The sequence below is a fragment of the Pseudomonas sp. TUM22785 genome (assembly GCF_028198105.1).
Lineage (GTDB): Bacteria > Pseudomonadota > Gammaproteobacteria > Pseudomonadales > Pseudomonadaceae > Metapseudomonas > Metapseudomonas solani.
In genome coordinates this window covers 5,035,953-5,057,560 of the sequence record NZ_CP116239.1, presented here as the reverse complement: position 1 = coordinate 5,057,560, position 21,608 = coordinate 5,035,953, and the positions used below count along the sequence as shown (strand labels likewise).

Sequence of the window (21,608 nt, the reverse complement as noted above, 5' to 3'; positions counted from 1 at the left end):
CTTCAAGTAGAAGCCGCCGCCTACACTTGCCGCTTGTCGCTTACGACTTGGAGCTCTAGTAAATGTCCGACGCCCTGCAACTCATCCTCGAAGATACCGATGGCACCCAGCTCGAAACCTCCTGCACCCGCTTCGCGGTGATGTGGCAGGGCAAGGAGGTCTGGATCCAGACCGCTGGCAATGGCCAGCTGCTGATCGGCGTCGACGTCGAGGAAGGCGATACCGAGTACGCCAACCTGCTGCTGCGTCCGCTGGCCACCAACCTGGTCAGCCTGCAGCTGGAGATGGAGCCGGCCGACGCCGGTGATGACGACGAGGACGGCCATGTGCATGGCCCGGACTGCAACCACGATCATTGAGGAATAGCGGATGTTGGCCCTTGGCAAACTGCTTGAACTGACCCTGGCCGGCCGCGAGCCGACCGAGAAGATTCAACTGACCGCCGAGGGCACCCGCCTGCACTGGCTGGGCGAGGGGGCTCTTGAGGTCACCCCGCCCGTCAACGCCGACAACGGCATGGACCTGCTGCTCTCCGCCGGCATCCATGGCAACGAGACGGCACCGATCGAGCTGCTGGACCGCCTGCTGCAAGGCGTGGCCCGCGGCGAGCTGAAGCCCCGCTCGCGGATTCTCTTCCTGCTCGGCAACCCCGAGGCCATGCGCCGCGGTGAGCGCTACCTGGAGCAGGACATCAACCGCCTGTTCAACGGCCGCCACGAGCAGACCAGCGGCTTCGAGGCGATGCGCGCCAACGAGCTGGAGCGCCTGGCTGCGGCCTTCTTCATCAAGCCGGGCCGTACCCGCCTGCACTACGACCTGCACACCGCCATCCGTGGCTCGAAGATCGAGCAGTTCGCCCTCTATCCGTACAAGGAAGGGCGCGAACATTCCCGCCGCGAACTGGCGCGCCTGGGCGCTGCCGGCATCGAGGCGGTGCTGCTGCAGAACAAGACCGGCATCACCTTCAGCTCCTACACCTACGCCAGCCTGGAGGCCGAAGCCTTCACCCTGGAGCTGGGCAAGGCGCGCCCGTTCGGCGAGAACGGCCAGGTCAACCTCGACCTGCTGGAAGCACGCCTGCGCCTGCTGGTGGAAGGCGCCGAGCCGGAAGGCGAGGGCGAGGACCTCGGCGCCCTGCAGCTGTTCTCCGTGTCCCGCGAGGTGATCAAGCACAGCGATGCCTTCCAGCTGCACCTGCCGGCGGACATCGAGAACTTCAGCGAGCTGCCGGTCGGCTACCTGCTGGCCGACGACATCGCCGGCACCCGCTGGGTGATCGAGGAGGAGGGTGCACGCATCATCTTCCCCAACCCGAAGGTGAAGAACGGCCTGCGCGCCGGCATCCTCATCGTCCCCGCCGAAGTCGACTGATCCAATGCGCGTCTCGTTCCCGGGCTGATGCCCGGGCTACGGCTTGCCGAAGGACGTTTCGCTTCCCCTTGCTCCTCTCGTCGCGCTCCTTTAGGGTCGTTCCCTTACCCAGCCAAGGAGCCCCGAGATGGCCGTCATAGACCTGCGCAGCGATACCGTCACCCAACCCACGCCCGGCATGCGCGATGCCATGCAGGCGGCGCCGCTGGGTGATGACGTCTATGGCGAAGACCCCACCGTTAACCTGCTGGAAACAACGCTCGCCGAGCGCCTGGGCTTCGAGGCGGCGCTCTTCGTGCCCACCGGCACCATGAGCAACCTGCTGGGGCTGATGGCCCATTGCGAACGCGGCGACGAGTACATCGTCGGCCAGCAGGCCCACACCTATAAATACGAAGGCGGCGGCGCGGCGGTGCTCGGCTCGATCCAGCCGCAGCCCATCGATGGCGAAGCCGATGGCTCGCTCGACCTGGCCAAGGTCGAGGCGGCGATCAAGCAGGACGATTTCCACTTCGCCCGCACCCGCCTGCTGGCGCTGGAAAACACCATGCAGGGCAAGGTGCTGCCCCTGGCGTACTTGGCGGCGGCGCGGGAGCTGACCCGGCGCCGTGGCCTGGCGCTGCACCTGGACGGCGCGCGCCTGTACAACGCGGCGGTGAAGCTGGGCGTGGACGCCCGCGAGATCACCCAGCATTTCGATTCGGTTTCGGTGTGCCTGTCCAAGGGCCTGGGCGCCCCGGTGGGTTCGGTGCTGTGCGGCAGCGCGGCGCTTATCGCCAAGGCCCGGCGCCTGCGCAAGATGGTCGGCGGCGGCATGCGCCAGGCCGGCCTGCTGGCGGCTGCGGGCCTGTACGCCCTGGACCACCAGGTGCAGCGCCTGGCGGACGACCACGCCAACGCCACGCGCCTGGGCGCCGGGCTGGCCGAACTGGGCTACAGCGTGGAGCCGGTGCAGAGCAACATGGTCTATGTTGATCTGGGTTCGCAGGCGCCGGCCGTCAAGGCCTTCATGGCCGAGCGGGGCATCGTCCTGAGTGCCGCGCCGCGCTTGCGCATGGTGACCCACCTGGACGTCGATGCCGCCGGCATCGAGCGGGTGATCGAGGCGTTCGCCGAGTTCCGCCGCCGTTGATCACCTGATAGCCTCCGATAGCCGTTTTCTATCGCATAAAGGCACTATCCCGCAGGCACAGGGCCTATATAATGCGGCCCTTTGCCGGCGATTCGTGGCCGCAGTTTCCGTGGAAGAACCTATGAAAAGCGCTCAAATCCGTGAAGCCTTCCTGAGCTTCTTCGAAGAGAAGGGGCACACTCGCGTCGCCTCCAGCTCCCTGATCCCGGGCAACGACCCGACCCTGCTGTTCACCAACGCTGGCATGAACCAGTTCAAGGACTGCTTCCTGGGCCTGGAAAAGCGCGCCTACACCCGCGCCACCACCAGCCAGAAGTGCGTGCGTGCCGGTGGCAAGCACAACGACCTGGACAACGTGGGCTACACCGCGCGCCACCACACCTTCTTCGAGATGCTGGGCAACTTCAGCTTCGGCGACTATTTCAAGCGCGATGCCATTACCTATGCCTGGGAATTCCTCACCTCGGACAAATGGCTGAACCTGCCCAAGGACAAGCTCTGGGTCACCGTCTACGCCAGCGATGACGAGGCCTACGACATCTGGACCCAGGAAGTCGGCATCCCCGCCGAGCGCATGGTCCGCATCGGCGACAACAAGGGTGCGCCGCATGCCTCCGACAACTTCTGGGCGATGGGCGACACCGGCCCGTGCGGCCCTTGCACCGAGATCTTCTACGACCACGGCCCGGACATCTGGGGCGGCCCGCCCGGCTCCCCGGAAGAGGACGGCGACCGCTACATCGAGATCTGGAACAACGTCTTCATGCAGTTCAACCGCACCGCGGACGGCGTGATGCACCCGCTGCCGGCGCCGAGCGTGGACACCGGCATGGGCCTGGAGCGCGTCAGCGCCGTGCTGCAGCACGTCAACTCGAACTACGAGATCGACCTGTTCCAGAGCCTGCTGAACGCCGCTGCCCAGGCCATCGGTTGCGCCAACGAAGGCCAGGCCTCGCTGAAGGTGGTCGCCGACCACATCCGCTCCTGCTCCTTCCTGATCGCCGACGGCGTGCTGCCGTCCAACGAAGGCCGCGGCTACGTGCTACGCCGCATCATTCGCCGCGCCTGCCGCCACGGCAACAAGCTGGGCGCCAAGGGCAGCTTCTTCCACCAGATCGTTGCCGCGCTGGTTGGCGAGATGGGCGAAGCCTTCCCCGAGCTCAAGCAGCAGCAGGAAAACATCGAGCGCGTACTGAAGACCGAAGAGGAGCAGTTCGCCAAGACCCTGGAGAACGGCCTGAAGATCCTCGAGCAGGACCTGGCCGGCCTTTCCGGTAGCGTCATCCCGGGCGACGTGGTGTTCAAGCTGTACGACACCTACGGCTTCCCCGCCGACCTCACCGCCGACATCGCCCGCGAGCGCGAGCTGACCATCGACGAGGAAGGCTTCGAGCGTGAAATGGAAGCCCAGCGCCAGCGCGCCCGTGCTTCCAGCGCCTTCGGCATGGACTACAACAGCCTGGTCAAGGTCGATGGTGATACCCGCTTCCTCGGCTACCAGGGTTACTCCGGTGCCGGTCAGATCGTCGCGCTGTTCAAGGACGGCCAGGCGGTCGACAGCTTGCAGGAAGGCGAGGAGGGCGTCGTCGTCCTCGACCAGACCCCGTTCTACGCCGAATCCGGCGGCCAGATCGGTGACTGCGGCTACCTCGAAGGCGCCGGTGTGCGCTTCGACGTGCGCGATACCACCAAGGCAGGCGGTGCCTTCCTGCACCACGGCGTGGTCGCCAAGGGCAGCCTGAGCGCCGGTGCTTCGGTCAAGGCGGAAGTGGAAGGCGAAGTGCGCCAGGCCACCGCGCTCAACCATTCGGCCACCCACCTGCTGCACGCTGCGCTGCGCCAGGTACTGGGCGAGCACGTACAACAGAAGGGCTCCCTGGTGGACAGCCAGCGCCTGCGCTTCGACTTCAGCCACTTCGAGGCGATCAAGCCCGAGCAGCTGAAGGCGCTGGAAGACATCGTCAACGCCGAGATCCGCAAGAACAGCGCGGTCGATACCGAGGAAACCGATATCGAGACCGCCAAGGCCAAGGGCGCCATGGCGCTGTTCGGCGAGAAGTACGGTGACCAGGTGCGCGTGCTGAGCATGGGCGACGGCTTCTCCGTCGAGCTGTGCGGCGGCACCCACGTGTCCCGCACCGGCGACATCGGCCTGTTCAAGATCACCAGCGAAGGCGGCGTGGCCGCTGGCGTGCGTCGTATCGAGGCAGTGACCGGCGCAGCGGCGCTGGCCTACCTGAACGGCGCCGAGGAACAGCTCAAGGAAGCGGCCGGCCTGGTCAAGGGCAGCCGTGACAACCTGCTGGACAAGCTCTCCGCCCTGGTGGAGCGCAACCGCCAGCTGGAGAAGGAGCTGGAGCAGCTCAAGGCCAAGGCGGCCAGCGCCGCCGGCAACGACCTCGCAGCCTCGGCCGTGGACGTCAAGGGTGTGAAGGTCCTGGCCGCGCGCCTGGACCTGGACGGCGATGCGCTGCTGGCGCTCGTCGACCAACTGAAGAACAAGCTCGGCCGCGCAGTGATCCTGCTCGGCGGCGCGCTGGAGGGCAAGGTGACACTGGTCGCCGGCGTCACCCAGGACCTGACCGGCCAACTCAAAGCCGGCGATCTGATGAAGCAGGCCGCGGCTGCGGTCGGCGGCAAGGGTGGTGGACGTCCTGACATGGCCCGTGGCGGTGGCACCGATGCCGCGGCCCTGGAGCAGGCTCTGGCCCTGGCCGTACCGTTCGTCGAGCAGGGTCTGTAAGACCCCGCCGCCAACGGCCCGCCCCACGCCCGGCGGGCCTTGGCAGTGTTCTGCGTTGATTGTTTAATGGGCGCCCTTCACGGGATTAGGCGGCTTTTGAAATGGCTTTGATCGTACAGAAGTTTGGGGGGACCTCGGTCGGCACCGTCGAGCGCATCGAGCAGGTGGCCGAGAAGGTCAAGAAATTCCGCGAAGGCGGCGACGACATCGTGGTGGTGGTTTCCGCCATGAGCGGCGAAACCAACCGTCTCATCGACCTGGCCAAGCAGATCAGCGATAAGCCGGTGCCGCGCGAGCTGGACGTGATGGTCTCCACCGGTGAGCAGGTGACCATCGCCCTGCTCTCCATGGCGCTGATCAAGCGTGGCGTGCCGGCGGTTTCCTATACCGGCAACCAGGTGCGCATCCTCACCGACAGCGCCCACAACAAGGCGCGCATCCTGCAGATCGACGACCAGAAGATCCGCAGCGACCTCAAGGCGGGTCGCGTGGTCGTGGTCGCCGGCTTCCAGGGCGTGGACGAGCACGGCAACATCACCACCCTCGGCCGTGGCGGCTCCGACACTACCGGCGTGGCCCTGGCGGCGGCGCTGAAGGCCGACGAGTGCCAGATCTATACCGATGTAGATGGCGTCTACACCACCGACCCGCGCGTGGTGCCCCAGGCCCAGCGCCTGGACAAGATCACCTTCGAGGAGATGCTGGAAATGGCCAGCCTCGGCTCCAAGGTGCTGCAGATCCGCTCGGTGGAGTTCGCCGGCAAGTACAACGTCCCGCTGCGCGTGCTGCACAGCTTCCAGGAGGGTCCGGGCACCCTCATTACCCTTGATGAAGAGGAATCCATGGAACAGCCGATCATCTCCGGCATCGCCTTCAATCGCGACGAGGCCAAGCTGACCATCCGTGGCGTACCGGATACCCCCGGCGTTGCCTTCAAGATCCTCGGGCCGATCAGTGCCGCCAATATCGAAGTGGACATGATCGTGCAGAACGTCGCGCACGATAACACCACCGACTTCACCTTCACCGTGCACCGCAACGACTACCAGAACGCGCTGCAGGTGCTGGAACAGACCGCTCGCGAGATCGGTGCCCGTGAAGTCAGTGGCGACACCAAAATCGCCAAGGTCTCCATCGTCGGCGTCGGCATGCGCTCCCACGCGGGCGTGGCCAGCCGTATGTTCGAGGCCCTGGCCAAGGAGAGCATCAACATCCAGATGATCTCCACGTCCGAGATCAAGGTGTCCGTGGTCATCGAGGAGAAGTACCTCGAGCTGGCCGTGCGTGCCCTTCACACCGCTTTCGAGCTGGACGCCCCCGCCCGACAGGGTGAGTGAGGCTTATAGCGAAAGGCGCGGCTAACCCCGCGCCTTTTGTCGTTTTTGGCCGGTACTGTTGGAACTTTCCTTTTGCCAGTGCTGGTCAATACTTGGGTGGAGACCCCTTGATATCCTGAGGGGGCGATGCCATTTCTTTTTTGCAGACTGTTTTGTCCCTGAACTTAAATCCGTGAGGAGAAAGGAATGCTGATTCTGACTCGCCGGGTCGGAGAGACCCTGATGGTGGGTGACGACGTCACTGTCACCGTGTTAGGCGTGAAAGGTAATCAGGTGCGCATTGGCGTTAACGCGCCGAAGGAGGTTGCCGTGCACCGTGAAGAGATTTACCAACGCATACAGAAAGAGAAAGACCAAGAACCAAGCCACTAATTTTTCTGCATTTTTTGCTTTGCAAACGGGGAAAACATGGATATCATGCGCCCCGTGTTGCGGAGAGGTGGCCGAGTGGCCGAAGGCGCTCCCCTGCTAAGGGAGTACACCTCAAAAGGGTGTCGGGGGTTCGAATCCCCCCTTCTCCGCCATTATTCAGTGTTATAGAGACGTCAGCGGTTAGTTCGATAAGTTGTTGAAAAATATCGAAAAAGCAGTTGACGAAGATTGAAGGATCTCTATAATGCGCGCCCTACACGCACTCATAGCTCAGCTGGATAGAGTACCCGGCTACGAACCGGGCGGTCGGAGGTTCGAATCCTCCTGAGTGCGCCATATCAGATGCGACGATCAAGGTCAGCGTATCTTGGGGACAACCAGTGGTGACCTGGTCTAAAACCACCGAAACGCACTCATAGCTCAGCTGGATAGAGTACCCGGCTACGAACCGGGCGGTCGGAGGTTCGAATCCTCCTGAGTGCGCCATACAAGAGAAGGGCCTGCAGAAATGCAGGCCCTTTTTCTTTGTGTCTGCAAAAGTGATACGGCAGCGGCAAGCGCCGCAAGCCGCAAGCCGCAAGCCGCAAGCCGCAAGCCGCAAGCCGCAAGCGGTAAGCGGTAAGCCACAAGCTGCAAGCAAAAAGCCTTCCCTTCTCGCTGTCTCCAGGGCTCTCCGTGGCGCGTTGCTGTGTGGGGTAATGGAGGGGAGGGGGCTGTAATGAAAAAGCCCGGCAATGGGCCGGGCTTCGCGTTTGGAAGGGTGGGTTCAGAGCAGGACGGAGTACCAGAACACCCGGCCGATGATCTGGATGTGTTCGGCGGCCTCGCCGGGCTCGTAGCGCTCGTCGGGGTGCTCGTCGCTGTTGAAGCTGCGCACGCGCAGGCCGCCCCCTGGGAGGCGGTAGAGCAGCTTCACGCGCAGTTGGCCGTCGTGGTCGAAGGCGTACATGTCGCCGTCCTTGATGGTGCGCGCGCTGGTGTCCACGCCCACCGTGCTGCCATCGGGCAGCACCGGCTCCATGCTGTTGCCGTTCACCGTCACGCAGGCTGCGCTGGCGGCATCGATGTTCTTCTTGCGCAGCGAATACTTGCCGAAGCGCAGCTTGCGCCCGGTGGTCTGCAGCACCACCGTGCTGCCCTTGCCGCCGGACAGCTCCACTTCCTTATAGAAGGGCAGCTCGATCTCGTCGGCATCCAGCGGCGTTTCATCGTCCCAGGACTCCACGCCACCGAACCAGTCGGCATTGCCTGTCTGGCGGCTCATACGGCCCTCCAGCATCTCGCCATGGCCTTCTGCGAGCCAGCGCGGGCTGACCCCGCAGATGGTGGCGATCTGGGTGGCGAAGCTGGTCGCGCGGGATTTGCCGCGTTCCAGGTCGGATATAGAGGTCTGTGTCATGCCGGCGGCACTGGCGAGCTGAACCTGACTCAGGTTGGCGTGCTTGCGCGCGGCCTTGATGCGGTCTTTGAGTTCCATGGGCGCAGAATAAGGGCGGACCTATGTCAATGCAAGTGCAAAAATATAGGTACTACTATATAATCCGTACCAGAAATTCTGCCGTCCCATGGCGCCTTCCCCGGTCCGTTGATGACCTGGGGAGCGGCGAAATGGGGCGGCTTTCATCGTTCAGCCGGCCAGGGGGGCGGCCCATGGGAAGGGGAAATACATGTTCCAGACTACAGAACAGGCGCTGGCGGTTGCTTACTGGATGGCTGAGCACAAGGCCGGCCCGCGCTCGTCGACGGCGATGGCCATCGATGTGCTGCGCGAGCGTTTCGACACCAGCTTCGTCAGCAAGCTGCCCAGCGGTTTGAGCCCGCACGAATGGCAGGCGCAGTCGGTAATGACCATCCGTTTCGCCCAGCGCCTGCTGGCCGATCACCCGCTGGAGCTGGCGGTGGTGCAGGCCGAGTACGCGCATGGGCGTGATTTCGTGGTGGCGATCGCGGCCCTGCGTGACTGGCTGCGCCCGCAGGCCGACTCGGCCGAGCAGCGTGCGGCGCTTGCACTATTGATGCGCATGTTCCGTCGCCCGCCGCACAGCATCCGCGAAGTCGAGCGGCTCACCGGGCTGTCCAAAAGCACGCTGCATCGCTGGGACCAGGACTGGCGCACCAAGGTGGCGGGCAAGCTGCGTGACGCAGTGGCGCGCCTCGAAGTACCCATGTCCAGCGCGGGGATCGTAATTGCACATTGATGAGGAAAAATTTCTTTTAAAAAACGGCTTTTCCTATATTGACGATATGGGACGATAAAGGTAAGATAGCTCCAAGATCGAAATCAAACCAACCGAAGCCCGCGCACTGCGGGCTTTGGCGTTTCTGGGCCTGGCGAAATCCGCCGGGCCTTCTTGCAAGGAGTCTTCCATGACCGAGCCCAGCATTGCGGTCGCCATGGCGGGCGGAGTGGCTGGCGCCGGGGTCGCGATGATCGTGCCCGGTGTCGATGGCAATGCACTGATCGGCGGCTTCGGCGGCGCGATCTTCTTCGTGGTGTTCGCCCGTGACTATGGCGCCCTCACTCGTGTGGGCTACCTCTTGGTGTCCTGGGTCGGCGGTTACTACACCGCCGTCGAGGCGGTCAGTCGCGGTATTTCGCAAACCAGTGGGGCGGTGGCGTTCGTCGCCGCGACGCTCTGTGTGACAGCAGGCGTCGGCCTGCTGGAATGGATGCGCGGCGGCCAGCTGCCTTCCTGGTTGCGGACGATCCTGCGGCGCGGAGCGGGAGGCAAGGATGGATGATCCATTGGCCACCGGCACCCTCGTGGTTTGCGCAGCGATCTGCTTCCGACTGCTGATCTACCGGCGGCGTGGCTCACGCTTCCGCCCCGGCGTTTCACTCTGCGCCTACCTCTTGGCGCTGTGCACGGGATGCCAGGCACTGACCATCGCCCTCGGGCGTTACCAGGGCGAACACCTCTCGCCCTGGATGCTCGGCGTCCTGCTGATCCTGTTGTTCCTGGTGCTTCGGGCCCGCGGCAATCTCGCACGGATCCTGCACCTGGGCTGATCGCCCACTTCGCTTCCAACTTATCCACCGCGACCCGAAAGGCAGCGGCGCGCACGCCTGCGCGCCGCTTGCCTGGTCGCACCTATTTACCAGGAGGACTCAATGGCCATCACCGCCACTCGGCTGGATGTCGTCGCCCTGCGCGAGGCATTGCGCGGCCTGCTCGAACTGCCGGTCGGCGCGTTGATCGCGGCGGACCAGGCAGCGGCGCCGCCGTCCGGCCTCTACGCCAGCCTGCGTGAAACGCAGTCGGCGGAACAGGGCAAGTCCCGCCGCGAATTCAACGGCAACAACGAACGGGAAACCGTCGTCACCAGCTGCGAGACCACCTTCGGCCTCGTCGGCTACGGCGCCGGCGCCCTGAACCTGATCCATGATGCGCGCTCGGTGCTGCAGTCCAGCCTCGCCCAGGACCGCTTGCGGCGCCTCGGTGTCGCGCTGCTGCGCACGGCGCCGATCGAAAACCTGTCCAGCGTCGAGGCGGGCGTAGCCCGTGAACAGGCACGCATCGACCTCGTCCTCGGCCACGACCACCGCGTGACCCTGGAACAGAAACACATCGCTTCCTCGGTGGTGACCGCCCACACCGATACGGGCCTCACCGCCACCCTCACAGTGAATACATCGGAGACCTGATATGTCCCTTCCGCTTTCGCAGATCGTAAACGTACAACTCAACGTGCAGCCGGTATCCACCCCGCGCCGCGACTTCGGCCAACTGGCCCTGTTCACCCCCGAGGCCGGTAACGTCTTCATCGACGCCTCAACCCTGTACATCAGCTGCGCCAGCCAGGCCGAAGTCGAGGCCGCCTTCGGCAGCTCCTCGCAGACCGCCATCGCCGCCAGCGCCTTCTTCGCCCAAAGCCCGCGCCCCAAGCAACTGCTGGTGGCTCGCTGGCTGAAGTCGACCCGCAACGTGCCGGCGGTCAAGGCCGCCATCAACGGCACTCCGCTGCTGGCCACCCTGGAGCAACTGAAGGCAGTGAGCGCCGGCCAGTTGTCCATCACCGTCGATGGCGTGCGCCAGGACGTGAGCGGCCTGAACTTCAGCGCCGCTGCCGATTTCGCCGCCATCGCCGCGCTGATCGACGCCAAGCTGACCGCCCAGGCCGTCAGCTGCCGTTATGACGCCGTCGCCAACCGCTTCATCCTCGACGCCGATGTCGCCGGCGCCGCCAAAGCCATCGGCTTCGCCCAGGACCTGGGCGCCACCGGCACCTACCTGGGTGGCCTGCTGCGCCTGGAGAACGGCATGGCGCAGAAGGTCGCCGGTGCCGATGCCCTGGTGCTTTCCGCGCAGACCCTGCCGCAGGCCTTCGCCGCGCTGCTGGACGTCAACGCCGGCTGGTATGCCGCCACCGTCGCCGCGTCCCTGACCGACGACGAGATCGAACAGGCCTCCGCCTGGGTGCTGGCCGCCGACAAGAAGGTGTTCGGTGTCACCACCCAGAACCCGAGCCACCTGGAGAACGTCGCCAGCAACCCCTTCAAGCGCCTGGTGGATCGCCAGAGCCATCGCACCGTCGCGGTCTTCGACAAGAACGACCCCTATGCGGTGAACAGCTGGCTGGCCCGTGCGCTGTCGGTGAACTTCGCCGCCAACAACTCCACCCTGACCATGAAGTTCAAGCAGCTGCCCGGCATCAGCGCGGACAACCTGACCCTCACCGAGGCCGACAAGTGCCGCAAGCTGGGCCTGAACTTCTACACCTACTTCGACGAGTCGGCGATGGTCGCCGAAGGCACCGTCATCGGCGGTCGCTTCTTCGATGAAGTGCACATCCTCGACTGGTACGTCGACGCTGTGCAGAAGGAAGTCTTCGCCACCCTGTACCGATCCCCGGGCAAGGTGCCGCTGACCGATGCGGGCGTCGCCCGTCTGCTCGCCTCGGTACGCAAGGTCTGCCGCGAAGGTGTGAACAACGGCGCCTTCGCTCCCGGCGTATGGAACGGCGATCCCTTCGGCAACCTCGTCAGCGGCGAGCGCCTCGACGAGGGCTTCTACGTCTGGGCCGACAGCGTCGACAACCTGTCCACCTCCGACCGTGAGCAGCGCAAGGCGCCGCCGATCCAGGTGGCCCTGAAGATGGCCGGCGCCGTGCACTCGGTGGACGTGCTGGTCAACTTCGATCGCTGATCCCATCGCCAACCCATTTTTCGGCCCCTTCGATGGGGCCTTTTCTTTTCCGGAGATTTTCCATGGCTATCTATGACCAGAACCAACTGTCCGTCCTGATCAACGGCTACGAGATCCGCGACTGGGCCAGTGGCGCCGACGCCCTCAAACTGGCCTTCAACAACGCCGCCGGCACCCTGAAGATGGGCAGCAACGGCAGCGGCGTCTTCGTCGCCAACAACGACCGTTCCGCAACCCTGACCCTGAAGCTCAAGCAGCACTCGGCGGACAACAAGTACCTCAACGGCCTGCGCGCCCTGCAGGACGGCAACCTCAAGGCCTTCGTGCCGCTGACCCTGGAGGTGCGTGACCTGCTCAACGAAGACCTGATCAGCGCCACCAAGGGCTACTTCACCACGCGTCCTGAAGTGACCCGTGGCAGCGAAGCCAACGACATCCAGTGGGTCATCGTCTTCGAACGCGCCAACGTCAGCCTGGAACAAGGGGTCGCCTGAACATGAACGCCGAACATCGCATCAACCTGGATGGCATCTCCTACGTCATGCGCCCGGCCAACGCCATGCCGGCCTGGAACGCCCTGAAGAAGGCCGCACGCCTGCTGCAGGGCGTGAAGATCGAGCGCGGCGAGGGCAGTGAGTCCCTGGCCATCGGCGCCATCCTCGCCAACCTGGGCGATCCGGTGGTGGCGGAGATCGAGGCGCTGGTGCTCCAGCACGTCAATGCGCAACCGGAGGACGGCGCGGCTTTCCGCCTGGCCGACCGTGCCGACGCGCACTTCAACCAGCATCGCGGCCACCTGCTGCCGTTGCTGATCGAGGGGGTGAAATACCAGTTCGGTGATTTTTTCGCCGCCGCCATGCCCGCCCTGTCGGCGATTCTGCCGGGGCAGGCCAAGGCGGAGTAACCGACTGGTTCCTCTTCACCCCTGTCATGCGCCAGCTCTGCACCCTGCATGAGCTGCGCGCGCTCTACACCCTGGCTGACCTGTGCGACTTCCACGACGCGATAGCGGAGTGGGATGACGCACAGCGTCAGGCCCATGAGAGGCAGGCCAATGGCAGCAATTGAAATCGACAAACTCGGTATTGGCGTCGGCTTTTCGCTCGGCCTGGCGCGGATCACCAATAGCGTGAAGCAGGAGTTGAGCATCACCGACAACTCCCTCACGCAGAACATCACCAACCTCTACAGCTATGTAGACACTCTCAACGAGGTGCAGGAAACCGCCGCCAAGGCGAGCGACTCGCTGCTGTCCGTCGCCTCCGGAATCGGCGGCTTCGTCAGCACGATCGCCGGCTATATCGGCTCTGCCCTGGAGAGCCTGGATGGGCTCAAGAGTGGGCAGGACTCCCTCGGCGTGGTCAGCGCAAGCGATGTCACCGAGGCCCAGCGCTACGAGAAGGCCATGGACGGCCTCGACAAGATGCTGGAGGCGGTGAAGGTACGTGTCGCCCTCGGCATCGCGCCGCAGCTGAGTTATCTGGCCGAGGGCTTCCTGAGCCTGCTCGATGCCAACAAGGAGCTGATCGCGGCGGGCCTCACCCGAACCATGGAGATCGTGGGGGAGGGCCTGGACGCCCTGGTCAACTTTGGCCGCGCGGTGGACGCCGTCGTGCAGTCCACCGTCGGCTGGGAGGCGACCCTGATGATGCTCGGCGCCGCTCTGGCCTGGGTCGGCCAGGCCACCATCCTGGCCTTCGCCGCCAACCCGGTGACCTGGATAGTCGCCGCCCTGATCGGCCTCATCGCGCTCGTCGACGACTTCATGACCTACCTGGACGGTGGTCAGTCGGCGCTCGGTGAGTTCTGGGCGCCGTTCAAGACCGGCCTGGAAGGCATCAATGAAACGCTGGCCGCCTTCAAGGAGGTGTTCGCAGCGTTCTGGGCGGAAAACGGCGAGACCGTGACGGCCTTCGGCAATGATCTGTTCACCATCATCGGCGCCAGCGTCATGCAGCTGGTCGCCATCTTCCAGATGTTCTTCGCCGCGATAAACGGCGACTTCGAAGGCGTGAAAGCAGCCTTCAGCAACTGGTTCGAAGCGCTCAAGGCGCAGTTCGAAATCATCGGAGGCTGGATATCCAAGGCCGCTTCCTACATCGGCATGGGCGGCGAGGAGGAAGGCGAGGCTGGAGCAACACCTCAGCCTGGTCCTGGGCGCGCGATGAAGGGGCCTGGCACGGGTGGCCTGTCCGCACTGATGGCCAACGGGCCTGGCCTCGTGGACGGAGCCAGCCAGTTGTCCGCTGGTGTGCAGGGCGCTCAGAGCCAGGCTGCGGCGGGTGTCGGCGTCCTGGCGATGCCGGCTCAGCCGGTCAGTAACAGCTACAGCCAGACGGTGACCGTAAGCGTGGCGGGGGACAACCCGCGCGAGATCGGCCGCGAAGTGGCCGAGCAGGTCGCACGCAACCAGCAACGCCTGACCACTCACAACAACAGCAGCGAAATTAGGCAGTGAGGTGAATCAATGGTCATGCTGATCAACCGCCGTATCGGAACCTTGAGGCTCGATGCGGTGATAAGCGAAACACACAAATCCGACCTCAAGATCACCGAGAACCCAGTGGAAAGCGGTGCCAACATCGCCGACCACGCCTACGTGCAACCGCGCTCCCTGATTATCAAGGGCACCGTGGTGGAGCACTACGACCCTTTAGCCAACCTGCCCATCGACAGCATGCCGGGAGTGCGCAGCGGGCGAGGGTTCCTCGACAACATCCTGCCTGGCCTGCTCTCACCCCGCACTTCGCAGGGTGAGAGCCGTGCCAAGCGCGAACTGAAGAGCTGGCTGGAGCCCCTGGCGGACGGCACCAACGCCCGTCCCCTGGCGCCCTGGATGCTGGAGTCCCAGCCGCTGTCGCGCTTCGACAGCTCGCCCAGCCAGTCACGCCTGCAGCAGATCTACCAATGCCTGCTGGATACCCAGAAGGCCGGCGAATTGCTGCAGGTACAGACCGGCTTCTACCTGTACAAGAACATGCTGCTCAGCACCATTGCAGCTACACAGACACTCGACGGCTCCATCGATCTGGACCTGACCCTGCGTGAGGTCCTGGTGGTGGAAACCCGCGTCATCAATGGCGTGGTGACCCCGGCCGCCGGTACCGAACGCTCCGGTCGCAGCGATACCCAGGCAGCGGCGAAGAAGCCCCAGGGCAAGACCACGCCCAAGGCGGACAAGCGCAATGAAAGCCTGATGCATGCCGTATTTGGGGTTATCAGATGAAACGAATCCCCATCAGCAGCGAACCGCTGCAGGAGCAGAGCTTCGATTTCGCCGGGCAACGCCTGCGCCTGACCCTGCGCTACAACAGCATCGGCGATCACTGGGCCTTCGACCTGCTGGACGAGTCCGACAACACCTGGCTGGCCCAGGGCCTGACCCTGGTGGTCGGCGTGCCGATGCTGTGGCGCAGCACCCTGCCGTTCTTCCTCTGGCTCGACGACCTCAGTGGCGTCGGGCTCGACCCCATGGGCGGGAAGGACATGGGCAGCCGTTGCCTGCTCTACATCGGCGAGAAGTCGGAGGTGCAGCCATGAGGCAGTTCGGCCGGCAATACCGCCTGGTGCTGGGCAGCGAGGAAAACGGCCTGGTGATCGACAGCCTGCGGGTCACGTTCGAGTTCACCAAGGACATCGACAACACACCCAACAAGGCCGAGATCCGCATCTGGAACCTCAACCGCGAGCACCGCGAATGGCTCTACGGCAGCGATTTCCGCAAGGTCTGGCTGTGGGCCGGCTACAGCGAGCTGCGCCTGCTCTACGCCGGTGACATCACCGCCGTGGCGCTGGAGCGCAAGGAGCTGGACAACGTCATCGTGCTCACCTGCAACACCGGTGACACGGACATGCGCCAGGCACGGGTGAGTACCACCCTGGCCGCCGGCAGTACCGCGAACGATCACGTGAAGGTCGCCGTGGCCAGCATGACCGGCACCACGCCCGGGCAGGTCGTCCTGCCCAAGCAGCGCCCACTGCCCCGGGGCAAGGTGCTGTCTGGCCTGAGCCGCGACGTGCTGAGCGAAGTGGCGGCGGAGCAGGGCGCCGACTGGTCGATCCAGGATGGCGACCTGCTGCTGCTTCCCGCCGGCTACGTGCTCGACGACCAGGCGGTGTTCCTGTCCCAGGAAACCGGGTTGATCGGCGCTCCTAAGGAAATCAAGGGCGGCGGGCTGGAACTGACCTGCCTGATCGACCCGGCTCCCCGGGTTGGCGGCACGGTGCGACTGAAATCCATCGAGCCGCGCTACGACGGCGACTACAAGATCGTCGCCATCAACAGCAAGGGCGATGTGATGGAAAAGGACTGGTACTGCGTGCTGTCGGTGATCGGCGGCGAGTTCCAGAAAAAGGAAGGCGACAAGGGAGGCAAGGGCAATGGGTAACTACGACTGGCAGACCCCGTCGATGGACAAGGCCAACCGCTCCACCATCGACGCCCGTCTCAAGCGCCTGCACACCGCGCTGCCCGGCCGCATCGTCGCCTTCGACGCCGCGCGCCAGGTGGCCAGCGTGCAACCGATGATCGAGCAGCAGCTCATGGATGGCTCGCGCCAGGCGCTGCCGCTGCTGCCGGACGTGCCGGTGCAGTTTCCCCGGGGCGGCGGCTTCGTGCTGACCTTCCCGGTCAAGCCGGGTGATGAATGCCTGCTGGTGTTCAACGAACGCTGCATCGACGGTTGGTGGCAGTCGGGCGGCTCCTCGGAGCCGCTGGACTATCGCCAGCACGACCTGTCCGACGCCGTGGCGATCATGGGCATCAGCTCGTTGCCCCAGGTCGTCCCGGCCTTCGCCACCGATGCGGTGGAACTGCGCCGGCTGGACGGCTCGGCCTATGTGCGCCTGGACGAAGGCGGCACCCTGACGCTCGACGGCGCCAAGGTGCTGATCAAGTGCCCGGTGGTGTTCGAGGCCGGCATGACCGGCAAGGGCGACGTGGTCTCCAACGGCATCAGCCTGGAGCGCCACCTGCACGGCCAGGTCATGGCCGGCCCCGGCGTCACCGGCGTGCCGCAATGAGGACATGACAATGAGAGTGAGACGAATAGACAAGGACGGCGACTGGACCTTTGGCCAGGGCCGCAACAACTACGCCGACGGCAGTGAGTGCGTGGCGCAGCGCGTATGTACGCGCTTGCGCTCCTTCAGCGGCGACTGGTTCCTCGACCTGGAACACGGCCTGCCCTGGCTGCCCCGCATGGAGCGGCCGGCAGACCTGGCGCAGATCGAGGTCGACATCAAGCGCTGCATCCTGACCACCGAGGGCGTGAGCGAGATCCTGGACTTCCAGATCAGCGAAAGCCCCGACGACAGGCGCCTGAGCATCGGCGTGACCCTGCGTGACAGCCTGGGTACCAGCCTGAGCACCAGCGTGCAGCGCTGAACGGCCGCAACCGCCGTCATACCGAAGCCCCACCTCGCGTGGGGCTTTTTCTTTGGAGAACCAACATGGGACAACTGACCAACAAGGGCTATGTCGGTGAACGCCTGGACAGCATCCTTGCGGATCTGGACCAGGGTTTCCGTGCCATCTACGGCAACGACATCGACCTTGCCCCCGACAGCCCGGACGGCCAGATGCTCGGGCTCATCGCCCAGATCCGCGCCGACCTGGAGGAGCTGGGCGAGGTCACCTACCGCGCCCTGGACCCGGACCACGCCAGCGGTGCCTGGCTGGAACAGCGGGTCGCCTACGCCGGCCTGACCCGGCGCCAGGCACGCTACAGCTACTTGCGCGGCGTGGCCTTTACCGGCCGCGCCGGCACCCTGATTCCCGCCGGCTCCGTGCTGCGGGACATCAACCGCGGCCGCTGGCTGCTGGTCGCCGACATCACCCTCGGCACCGATGGCTCGGCCCGCGCCGACCTGCGCAGTGAGCTGCTCGGTGCCTTCAACCTGCCCGCCAACAGCGCGCTCACCATCGAGACGCTGGTGCTGGGCTGGGACACCGCCACAAGCCTGGCCGCCGCCGAAGTGGGCGCGGAAGAGGAGACCGACCCGGAACTGCGGGCGCGCTTCTACCGCAGCCGCTCCCGCCCGGCGCAGAACAGCCTCGACGGCCTGGTGGCGGCGCTGCTGCAACTGGCCGACGTGCGCCAGGTGGTCGGGCTGGAAAATACTGGCTCCACCGCAGACGCCGACGGCGTGCCGGGCCACAGCCTCAACCTCATCGTCGATGGCGGCGAGGAGCAGGCCATCGCCCAGGCGATCTTCCTGCGCAAACCCGCCGGCACCGGCCTCATGGGGCAGCAATCGCGCACCGTGGTGGACGGGCAGGGCGTGAGCCGCCTGATCCGCTTCGACCGCCCGGCGATGGTCGACTGCAAGGCCTTCGTCCAGCTGCGCCGGGATGCCGAATTCACCGCCATCGACGTTGCCGCGATCAAGGCCCAACTGGCCCAGCTGGACTTCCGCATCGGCCAGGACGTGCAGCTCTCCCGGCTCTACAGCCCGATCAACACAGTGCAGGGCTTCTGGGTCGAGCAGCTGAAGATCGGCCGCCGCAGCGGCGCCCTGGCGGCGGACAACATCGTCATCGGCGTCCGTGAACGGGCCCGCTTCGCCCAGGCCGACATCGAAGTGGTGGTGCTATGAGCTACGACCGCCTGCTGATCTGGCAGTACCAGGGCAAGCCCCGGGCCGCCGCCACCGCCGAACTGCTCTCGCGACAGTTCGGCGATACCTGGCAAGGGCTGGCGGCGCTCCCTGAAACACTGGACATCGACAACGCCGAAGGCGTGAACCTCGACCTGGTCGGCAAGCATGTCGGCCAGGGCCGTGTACTGCCCGGCCTGGCGCCGCGCAGCCTGTTCGGCTTCCACGAGGTGGCCGGCGCCAAGGGCTTCGGCAAGGGCAAGTGGTACCGCATGGGCGACCCGCTGGGTGAGTCGGCGGTGCTCGATGACGACGACTACCGCTTCCTCATCCGCTGTCGCATCGCCCGCAACTACCAGCTCGGCACCATCGAGGACATCAGCGCGGCGCTGCGCTTCATCTTCAACAGCGAAACGGTGGTCTTCGACCAGTACGACATGAGCCTGACCGTGGTCATCCGCACCGACCAGGTCAGCGACTTCAAGCGCTACGCGCTGAACACCCTGGACATCCTGCCGCGCCCGGCCGGTGTCCGCATCCAGTTCTACGTCGCAGTGCCCCAGCGGGCATTCGGCTTCCGTGGCGCCCCCGGCGCCCTCGGCTTCAACCAAGGAAAATTCGCGAGGTTCCTATGACGCAATACACCCGTCCCGACGAACTGGTCTTCGCTTCCGGCGCCAAGCCGGGCGAGCTCCAGAGCTTCCCCGACATCCCCCGCGGCTGGGGGGTGACCTTCGACCAGACCACTGGCGTTCCGCCGATGGAATGGTTCAACGCCCTGTTCAAGCGCAGCGATGAAGCCGTGCGCTACCTGCTGCAACGCGGCATCGGCGAGTGGTCCACCAGCGAGGACTACCCGACCGGTGCCCATGTGCAGGAGGGTGGCAAGGTGTGGAAGGCGAAGGTGGCGAACGTTGGTAAACGGCCGTCGATCAACCCCACCGAGTGGGTGGAGACGGCGCTGACCCGTGATGCCCTGAAGACATTGATTCAGGAGCAACTAGGGGGCGGGACCCTTAACTTCGGCCAATGGCTGTGGAGCGCCTCCACTTCGGGCGCTCTCGCCAATGGCTACCTGGCACTGAACAACGGCACGCCGGCAAACGCCACTGCCTTGCTCATTGCCAAGGCCAGCACCGAAGGACTGGATTACAGCCGTGGCCTCAGCATCTTGCGAGCTGGGGACACTATCTGCTTCCAAAGCCGCGATGGCGGTGCCGTGGTTCATCGTTTCCGCATTACCGGGGACCTGGTGGACAGCGGGACCTATCGCTCGGTGCCGGTGGTGTATGTCGGTGGGGCGGGTGGCGTGCCGGCGGCGAATGCTTCGCTGCAGGTATTGCTGACGCCGGCGGGGGCTTCGGATTCGGGTTTGCCGGTTCTCTCCGTTCAATGGTGGATGAGCCGCAGCAGCATTCCAGCTGGCAGTGCGCCGGCGGACGGCCAACTGCTGAGTCGAGCGCTGTATCCCGATGTGTGGGCGGCCATCCGGGACGGGAAGGTACCCAAGACCACTGAAGCGATCTGGAGCAGCGATACATCGCGGCGTGGCATGTTCACCGAGGGGGATGGCAGCACTACATTCCGTATGCCCGACTACAACGGCAAAGCCGCGGGGTCGATCGGGGCGCTATTCCAGCGGGGTGATGGCGGATTGTCGGCAGCTGTCGCGGGCGTGATCCAGCGTGATGCGTTCCAAGGTCACTGGCACTACAACCAATACAGTACGACCTATATGGGTTACGGCAACGCCGGTAACGGTTGGGTATCGAATGTGAACTCCGGATACCGGGATGGAACTACGGAAACGGCGGGAGATGCGTTTATTACTAACGCCGCTCCAGATGGTGTGAACGGTACTCCGCGCACTGCCGTCGAAACTCGCCCGGTCAACATCACGGGCTGCTGGATCATCAAGATGGGCGGCAATGTCGCTAACTCTGGAACCATTGATGCTGCTGCTCTTTCCACTGCGCATGCTGCGTTGGTTGCACGTGTGGATTCTGTGGAAGCCCGCCCGCGCGCGGTGGGTGAAGGCCAGACATGGCAGAACCTCACGGCCAGTCGAGTTTCCGGTACGACATATACCAATACGAGCGGAAGACCGATATTTGTGCAGGCGAGCATAAGTACGGGTGCTATAGCCGCAGTCTGCAACGGTGTGTCATTAGTTCCGAACGGGTTTCATGCGGCTTTTGTTGTGCCCAATGGTGGCACTTATTCAATCGCTTGGACTAACAGCTTGAACGCAGTATGGGCGGAGCTTCGCTAATGAAATTCTTTCGAAATACTCAAAGTGGCGAAGTGTTCGCCTACGAAAAAGACGGTTCCCAGGATCACCTGATCACCCAGGAGCTGGTACCCATGAGTGCTGCTGAAGTCGAGCTGCATATCAACCCGATCCGACAACCGACTGCAGCTGTCGTAGATGTCGAGCGTGACCGTCGCATGGCTGCCGGAATCGAGTTCAAGGGCACCCTGTTCCAGTCCAGGCCAAGTGACCACGAAAACATTCTCGGTGCTGCCCAGCTGGCTTTCATGGCAGTGGCTGGCGGCACTAAGTCGAACAACCTGCGTTGGTTGGATGCTGATCAGGACTTCACCTGGATCGCGGCCGACAACAGTCTGGTGCCAATGGATGCACCCGCCGTCGTGGAGCTTGGCAAGGCGGTGATCGCTCGCAAGCAGTCACTCATCCATGCAGGGCGCCAGTTGAAGGATATGACGGAGATCCCCAGCGACTACATCGATGACAAATGGTGGCCGTGATAGGCCCGGCTGGCTGATGTAACGCTTATTTGCGGCCCGCATTTTGCGGGCCGTTTCTTTTCCGACTGACTCATTGTCGGTTTGCATCGAAGGCATGGCGTTCGTTGATTCGTTTTCGGTGGGGCACCTGACCACCTTTA

General features: G+C 64.4%; 24 protein-coding genes and 3 tRNA genes. 26 read left to right on the top strand and 1 reads right to left on the bottom strand.

Features of this window, described 5'->3' with window-relative positions; all coding sequences use genetic code 11:
• Positions 1 to 62 precede the first annotated feature (62 nt).
• From PI990_RS22775 to PI990_RS22735, 9 genes are all read left to right on the top strand, one after another.
• A complete protein-coding gene (locus PI990_RS22775; RefSeq protein WP_021218473.1) occupies positions 63 to 359 on the top strand; it encodes a hypothetical protein in 297 nt (98 codons plus the stop codon).
• A gap of 10 nt (positions 360 to 369) precedes the next feature.
• A complete protein-coding gene (gene astE / locus PI990_RS22770) occupies positions 370 to 1,371 on the top strand; it encodes a succinylglutamate desuccinylase (protein WP_271658560.1) in 1,002 nt (333 codons plus the stop codon).
• Between the two features lie 127 nt (positions 1,372 to 1,498).
• Positions 1,499 to 2,503, top strand: coding sequence for a low-specificity L-threonine aldolase (gene ltaE / locus PI990_RS22765; RefSeq protein ID WP_271658559.1), 1,005 nt, complete (start codon positions 1,499 to 1,501; stop codon positions 2,501 to 2,503).
• Positions 2,504 to 2,624: 121 nt separating this feature from the next.
• Positions 2,625 to 5,246: an alanine--tRNA ligase gene (alaS, locus tag PI990_RS22760; RefSeq protein ID WP_271658558.1), complete on the top strand. Its 2,622-nt coding sequence runs from the start codon at positions 2,625 to 2,627 to the stop codon at positions 5,244 to 5,246.
• A gap of 101 nt (positions 5,247 to 5,347) precedes the next feature.
• The gene (locus PI990_RS22755; RefSeq protein WP_021218477.1) at positions 5,348 to 6,583 is read left to right on the top strand and encodes an aspartate kinase; all 1,236 of its coding nucleotides are present in this window, start codon (positions 5,348 to 5,350) and stop codon (positions 6,581 to 6,583) included.
• Positions 6,584 to 6,769: 186 nt separating this feature from the next.
• Positions 6,770 to 6,955 (top strand): carbon storage regulator CsrA, encoded by a 186-nt coding sequence (gene csrA, locus PI990_RS22750; protein ID WP_003283978.1) that lies wholly within the window; start codon positions 6,770 to 6,772, stop codon positions 6,953 to 6,955.
• A gap of 61 nt (positions 6,956 to 7,016) precedes the next feature.
• Positions 7,017 to 7,107: transfer RNA gene (locus tag PI990_RS22745), tRNA-Ser, on the top strand.
• Between the two features lie 107 nt (positions 7,108 to 7,214).
• Positions 7,215 to 7,291: transfer RNA gene (locus PI990_RS22740), tRNA-Arg, on the top strand.
• A 73-nt stretch (positions 7,292 to 7,364) separates the two neighbouring features.
• Positions 7,365 to 7,441 (top strand) — tRNA-Arg (locus tag PI990_RS22735).
• 280 nt (positions 7,442 to 7,721) lie between these two features.
• On the opposite strand, the gene PI990_RS22730 is transcribed toward PI990_RS22735, so the two are convergent.
• Complete coding sequence (locus PI990_RS22730) at positions 7,722 to 8,432, bottom strand: XRE family transcriptional regulator (RefSeq protein ID WP_271658557.1); 711 nt, start codon at positions 8,430 to 8,432, stop codon at positions 7,722 to 7,724.
• A gap of 190 nt (positions 8,433 to 8,622) precedes the next feature.
• On the opposite strand from PI990_RS22730, the gene PI990_RS22725 reads away from it, so the two are divergent.
• From PI990_RS22725 to PI990_RS22645, 17 genes are all read left to right on the top strand, one after another.
• A complete protein-coding gene (locus tag PI990_RS22725) occupies positions 8,623 to 9,153 on the top strand; it encodes a hypothetical protein (protein WP_031287379.1) in 531 nt (176 codons plus the stop codon).
• Between the two features lie 169 nt (positions 9,154 to 9,322).
• Entirely contained in the window at positions 9,323 to 9,697 is a 375-nt protein-coding gene (locus PI990_RS22720; protein WP_043242013.1) for a putative holin, read from the top strand.
• Positions 9,690 to 9,965: a phage holin family protein gene (locus PI990_RS22715; protein ID WP_031287380.1), complete on the top strand. Its 276-nt coding sequence runs from the start codon at positions 9,690 to 9,692 to the stop codon at positions 9,963 to 9,965. Before PI990_RS22720 ends, PI990_RS22715 begins: the two co-directional genes overlap by 8 nt.
• Before the next feature lie 102 nt (positions 9,966 to 10,067).
• Complete coding sequence (locus tag PI990_RS22710; RefSeq protein WP_271658556.1) at positions 10,068 to 10,601, top strand: phage neck terminator protein; 534 nt, start codon at positions 10,068 to 10,070, stop codon at positions 10,599 to 10,601.
• 1 nt (position 10,602) lies between these two features.
• Positions 10,603 to 12,102, top strand: a complete 1,500-nt coding sequence (locus tag PI990_RS22705; protein ID WP_271658555.1) for a DUF3383 domain-containing protein — start codon at positions 10,603 to 10,605, stop codon at positions 12,100 to 12,102.
• 62 nt (positions 12,103 to 12,164) lie between these two features.
• Positions 12,165 to 12,596, top strand: a complete 432-nt coding sequence (locus PI990_RS22700; protein ID WP_021218484.1) for a phage structural protein — start codon at positions 12,165 to 12,167, stop codon at positions 12,594 to 12,596.
• A gap of 2 nt (positions 12,597 to 12,598) precedes the next feature.
• Entirely contained in the window at positions 12,599 to 13,006 is a 408-nt protein-coding gene (locus PI990_RS22695) for a phage tail assembly chaperone (protein WP_111261892.1), read from the top strand.
• Between the two features lie 114 nt (positions 13,007 to 13,120).
• Positions 13,121 to 14,560: a hypothetical protein gene (locus PI990_RS22690; protein WP_271658554.1), complete on the top strand. Its 1,440-nt coding sequence runs from the start codon at positions 13,121 to 13,123 to the stop codon at positions 14,558 to 14,560.
• 9 nt (positions 14,561 to 14,569) lie between these two features.
• Complete coding sequence (locus PI990_RS22685; RefSeq protein ID WP_184487903.1) at positions 14,570 to 15,328, top strand: phage baseplate protein; 759 nt, start codon at positions 14,570 to 14,572, stop codon at positions 15,326 to 15,328.
• Positions 15,325 to 15,642: a phage baseplate plug family protein gene (locus PI990_RS22680; protein WP_021218489.1), complete on the top strand. Its 318-nt coding sequence runs from the start codon at positions 15,325 to 15,327 to the stop codon at positions 15,640 to 15,642. Before PI990_RS22685 ends, PI990_RS22680 begins: the two co-directional genes overlap by 4 nt.
• Positions 15,639 to 16,490, top strand: a complete 852-nt coding sequence (locus PI990_RS22675; protein ID WP_271658553.1) for a phage protein — start codon at positions 15,639 to 15,641, stop codon at positions 16,488 to 16,490. The genes PI990_RS22680 and PI990_RS22675 overlap by 4 nt, the downstream gene beginning before the upstream one ends.
• Positions 16,483 to 17,124 (top strand): Gp138 family membrane-puncturing spike protein, encoded by a 642-nt coding sequence (locus tag PI990_RS22670; protein ID WP_021218491.1) that lies wholly within the window; start codon positions 16,483 to 16,485, stop codon positions 17,122 to 17,124. The genes PI990_RS22675 and PI990_RS22670 overlap by 8 nt, the downstream gene beginning before the upstream one ends.
• A 10-nt stretch (positions 17,125 to 17,134) precedes the next feature.
• Positions 17,135 to 17,488 (top strand): hypothetical protein, encoded by a 354-nt coding sequence (locus tag PI990_RS22665; protein WP_031287383.1) that lies wholly within the window; start codon positions 17,135 to 17,137, stop codon positions 17,486 to 17,488.
• Positions 17,489 to 17,553: 65 nt separating this feature from the next.
• Complete coding sequence (locus PI990_RS22660; RefSeq protein ID WP_271658552.1) at positions 17,554 to 18,699, top strand: baseplate J/gp47 family protein; 1,146 nt, start codon at positions 17,554 to 17,556, stop codon at positions 18,697 to 18,699.
• Positions 18,696 to 19,334, top strand: coding sequence for a DUF2612 domain-containing protein (locus PI990_RS22655; RefSeq protein ID WP_021218494.1), 639 nt, complete (start codon positions 18,696 to 18,698; stop codon positions 19,332 to 19,334). The genes PI990_RS22660 and PI990_RS22655 overlap by 4 nt, the downstream gene beginning before the upstream one ends.
• A complete protein-coding gene (locus PI990_RS22650) occupies positions 19,331 to 20,971 on the top strand; it encodes a phage tail protein (RefSeq protein ID WP_271658551.1) in 1,641 nt (546 codons plus the stop codon). Before PI990_RS22655 ends, PI990_RS22650 begins: the two co-directional genes overlap by 4 nt.
• Positions 20,971 to 21,468: a DUF4376 domain-containing protein gene (locus tag PI990_RS22645; RefSeq protein ID WP_271658550.1), complete on the top strand. Its 498-nt coding sequence runs from the start codon at positions 20,971 to 20,973 to the stop codon at positions 21,466 to 21,468. The genes PI990_RS22650 and PI990_RS22645 overlap by 1 nt, the downstream gene beginning before the upstream one ends.
• Positions 21,469 to 21,608: the final 140 nt, after the last annotated feature.

Bases quoted from the DNA above. Each gene is read 5' to 3' on its own strand.
- PI990_RS22775 (WP_021218473.1), top strand. From the start codon at position 63: ATGTCCGACGCCCTGCAACTCATCCTCGAAGATACCGATGGCACCCAG.
- astE (WP_271658560.1), top strand. From the start codon at position 370: ATGTTGGCCCTTGGCAAACTGCTTGAACTGACCCTGGCCGGCCGCGAG.
- ltaE (WP_271658559.1), top strand. From the start codon at position 1,499: ATGGCCGTCATAGACCTGCGCAGCGATACCGTCACCCAACCCACGCCC.
- alaS (WP_271658558.1), top strand. From the start codon at position 2,625: ATGAAAAGCGCTCAAATCCGTGAAGCCTTCCTGAGCTTCTTCGAAGAG.
- PI990_RS22755 (WP_021218477.1), top strand. From the start codon at position 5,348: ATGGCTTTGATCGTACAGAAGTTTGGGGGGACCTCGGTCGGCACCGTC.
- csrA (WP_003283978.1), top strand. From the start codon at position 6,770: ATGCTGATTCTGACTCGCCGGGTCGGAGAGACCCTGATGGTGGGTGAC.
- PI990_RS22730 (WP_271658557.1), bottom strand. From the start codon at position 8,432: ATGGAACTCAAAGACCGCATCAAGGCCGCGCGCAAGCACGCCAACCTG.
- PI990_RS22725 (WP_031287379.1), top strand. From the start codon at position 8,623: ATGTTCCAGACTACAGAACAGGCGCTGGCGGTTGCTTACTGGATGGCT.
- PI990_RS22720 (WP_043242013.1), top strand. From the start codon at position 9,323: ATGACCGAGCCCAGCATTGCGGTCGCCATGGCGGGCGGAGTGGCTGGC.
- PI990_RS22715 (WP_031287380.1), top strand. From the start codon at position 9,690: ATGGATGATCCATTGGCCACCGGCACCCTCGTGGTTTGCGCAGCGATC.
- PI990_RS22710 (WP_271658556.1), top strand. From the start codon at position 10,068: ATGGCCATCACCGCCACTCGGCTGGATGTCGTCGCCCTGCGCGAGGCA.
- PI990_RS22705 (WP_271658555.1), top strand. From the start codon at position 10,603: ATGTCCCTTCCGCTTTCGCAGATCGTAAACGTACAACTCAACGTGCAG.
- PI990_RS22700 (WP_021218484.1), top strand. From the start codon at position 12,165: ATGGCTATCTATGACCAGAACCAACTGTCCGTCCTGATCAACGGCTAC.
- PI990_RS22695 (WP_111261892.1), top strand. From the start codon at position 12,599: ATGAACGCCGAACATCGCATCAACCTGGATGGCATCTCCTACGTCATG.
- PI990_RS22690 (WP_271658554.1), top strand. From the start codon at position 13,121: ATGACGCACAGCGTCAGGCCCATGAGAGGCAGGCCAATGGCAGCAATT.
- PI990_RS22685 (WP_184487903.1), top strand. From the start codon at position 14,570: ATGGTCATGCTGATCAACCGCCGTATCGGAACCTTGAGGCTCGATGCG.
- PI990_RS22680 (WP_021218489.1), top strand. From the start codon at position 15,325: ATGAAACGAATCCCCATCAGCAGCGAACCGCTGCAGGAGCAGAGCTTC.
- PI990_RS22675 (WP_271658553.1), top strand. From the start codon at position 15,639: ATGAGGCAGTTCGGCCGGCAATACCGCCTGGTGCTGGGCAGCGAGGAA.
- PI990_RS22670 (WP_021218491.1), top strand. From the start codon at position 16,483: ATGGGTAACTACGACTGGCAGACCCCGTCGATGGACAAGGCCAACCGC.
- PI990_RS22665 (WP_031287383.1), top strand. From the start codon at position 17,135: ATGAGAGTGAGACGAATAGACAAGGACGGCGACTGGACCTTTGGCCAG.
- PI990_RS22660 (WP_271658552.1), top strand. From the start codon at position 17,554: ATGGGACAACTGACCAACAAGGGCTATGTCGGTGAACGCCTGGACAGC.
- PI990_RS22655 (WP_021218494.1), top strand. From the start codon at position 18,696: ATGAGCTACGACCGCCTGCTGATCTGGCAGTACCAGGGCAAGCCCCGG.
- PI990_RS22650 (WP_271658551.1), top strand. From the start codon at position 19,331: ATGACGCAATACACCCGTCCCGACGAACTGGTCTTCGCTTCCGGCGCC.
- PI990_RS22645 (WP_271658550.1), top strand. From the start codon at position 20,971: ATGAAATTCTTTCGAAATACTCAAAGTGGCGAAGTGTTCGCCTACGAA.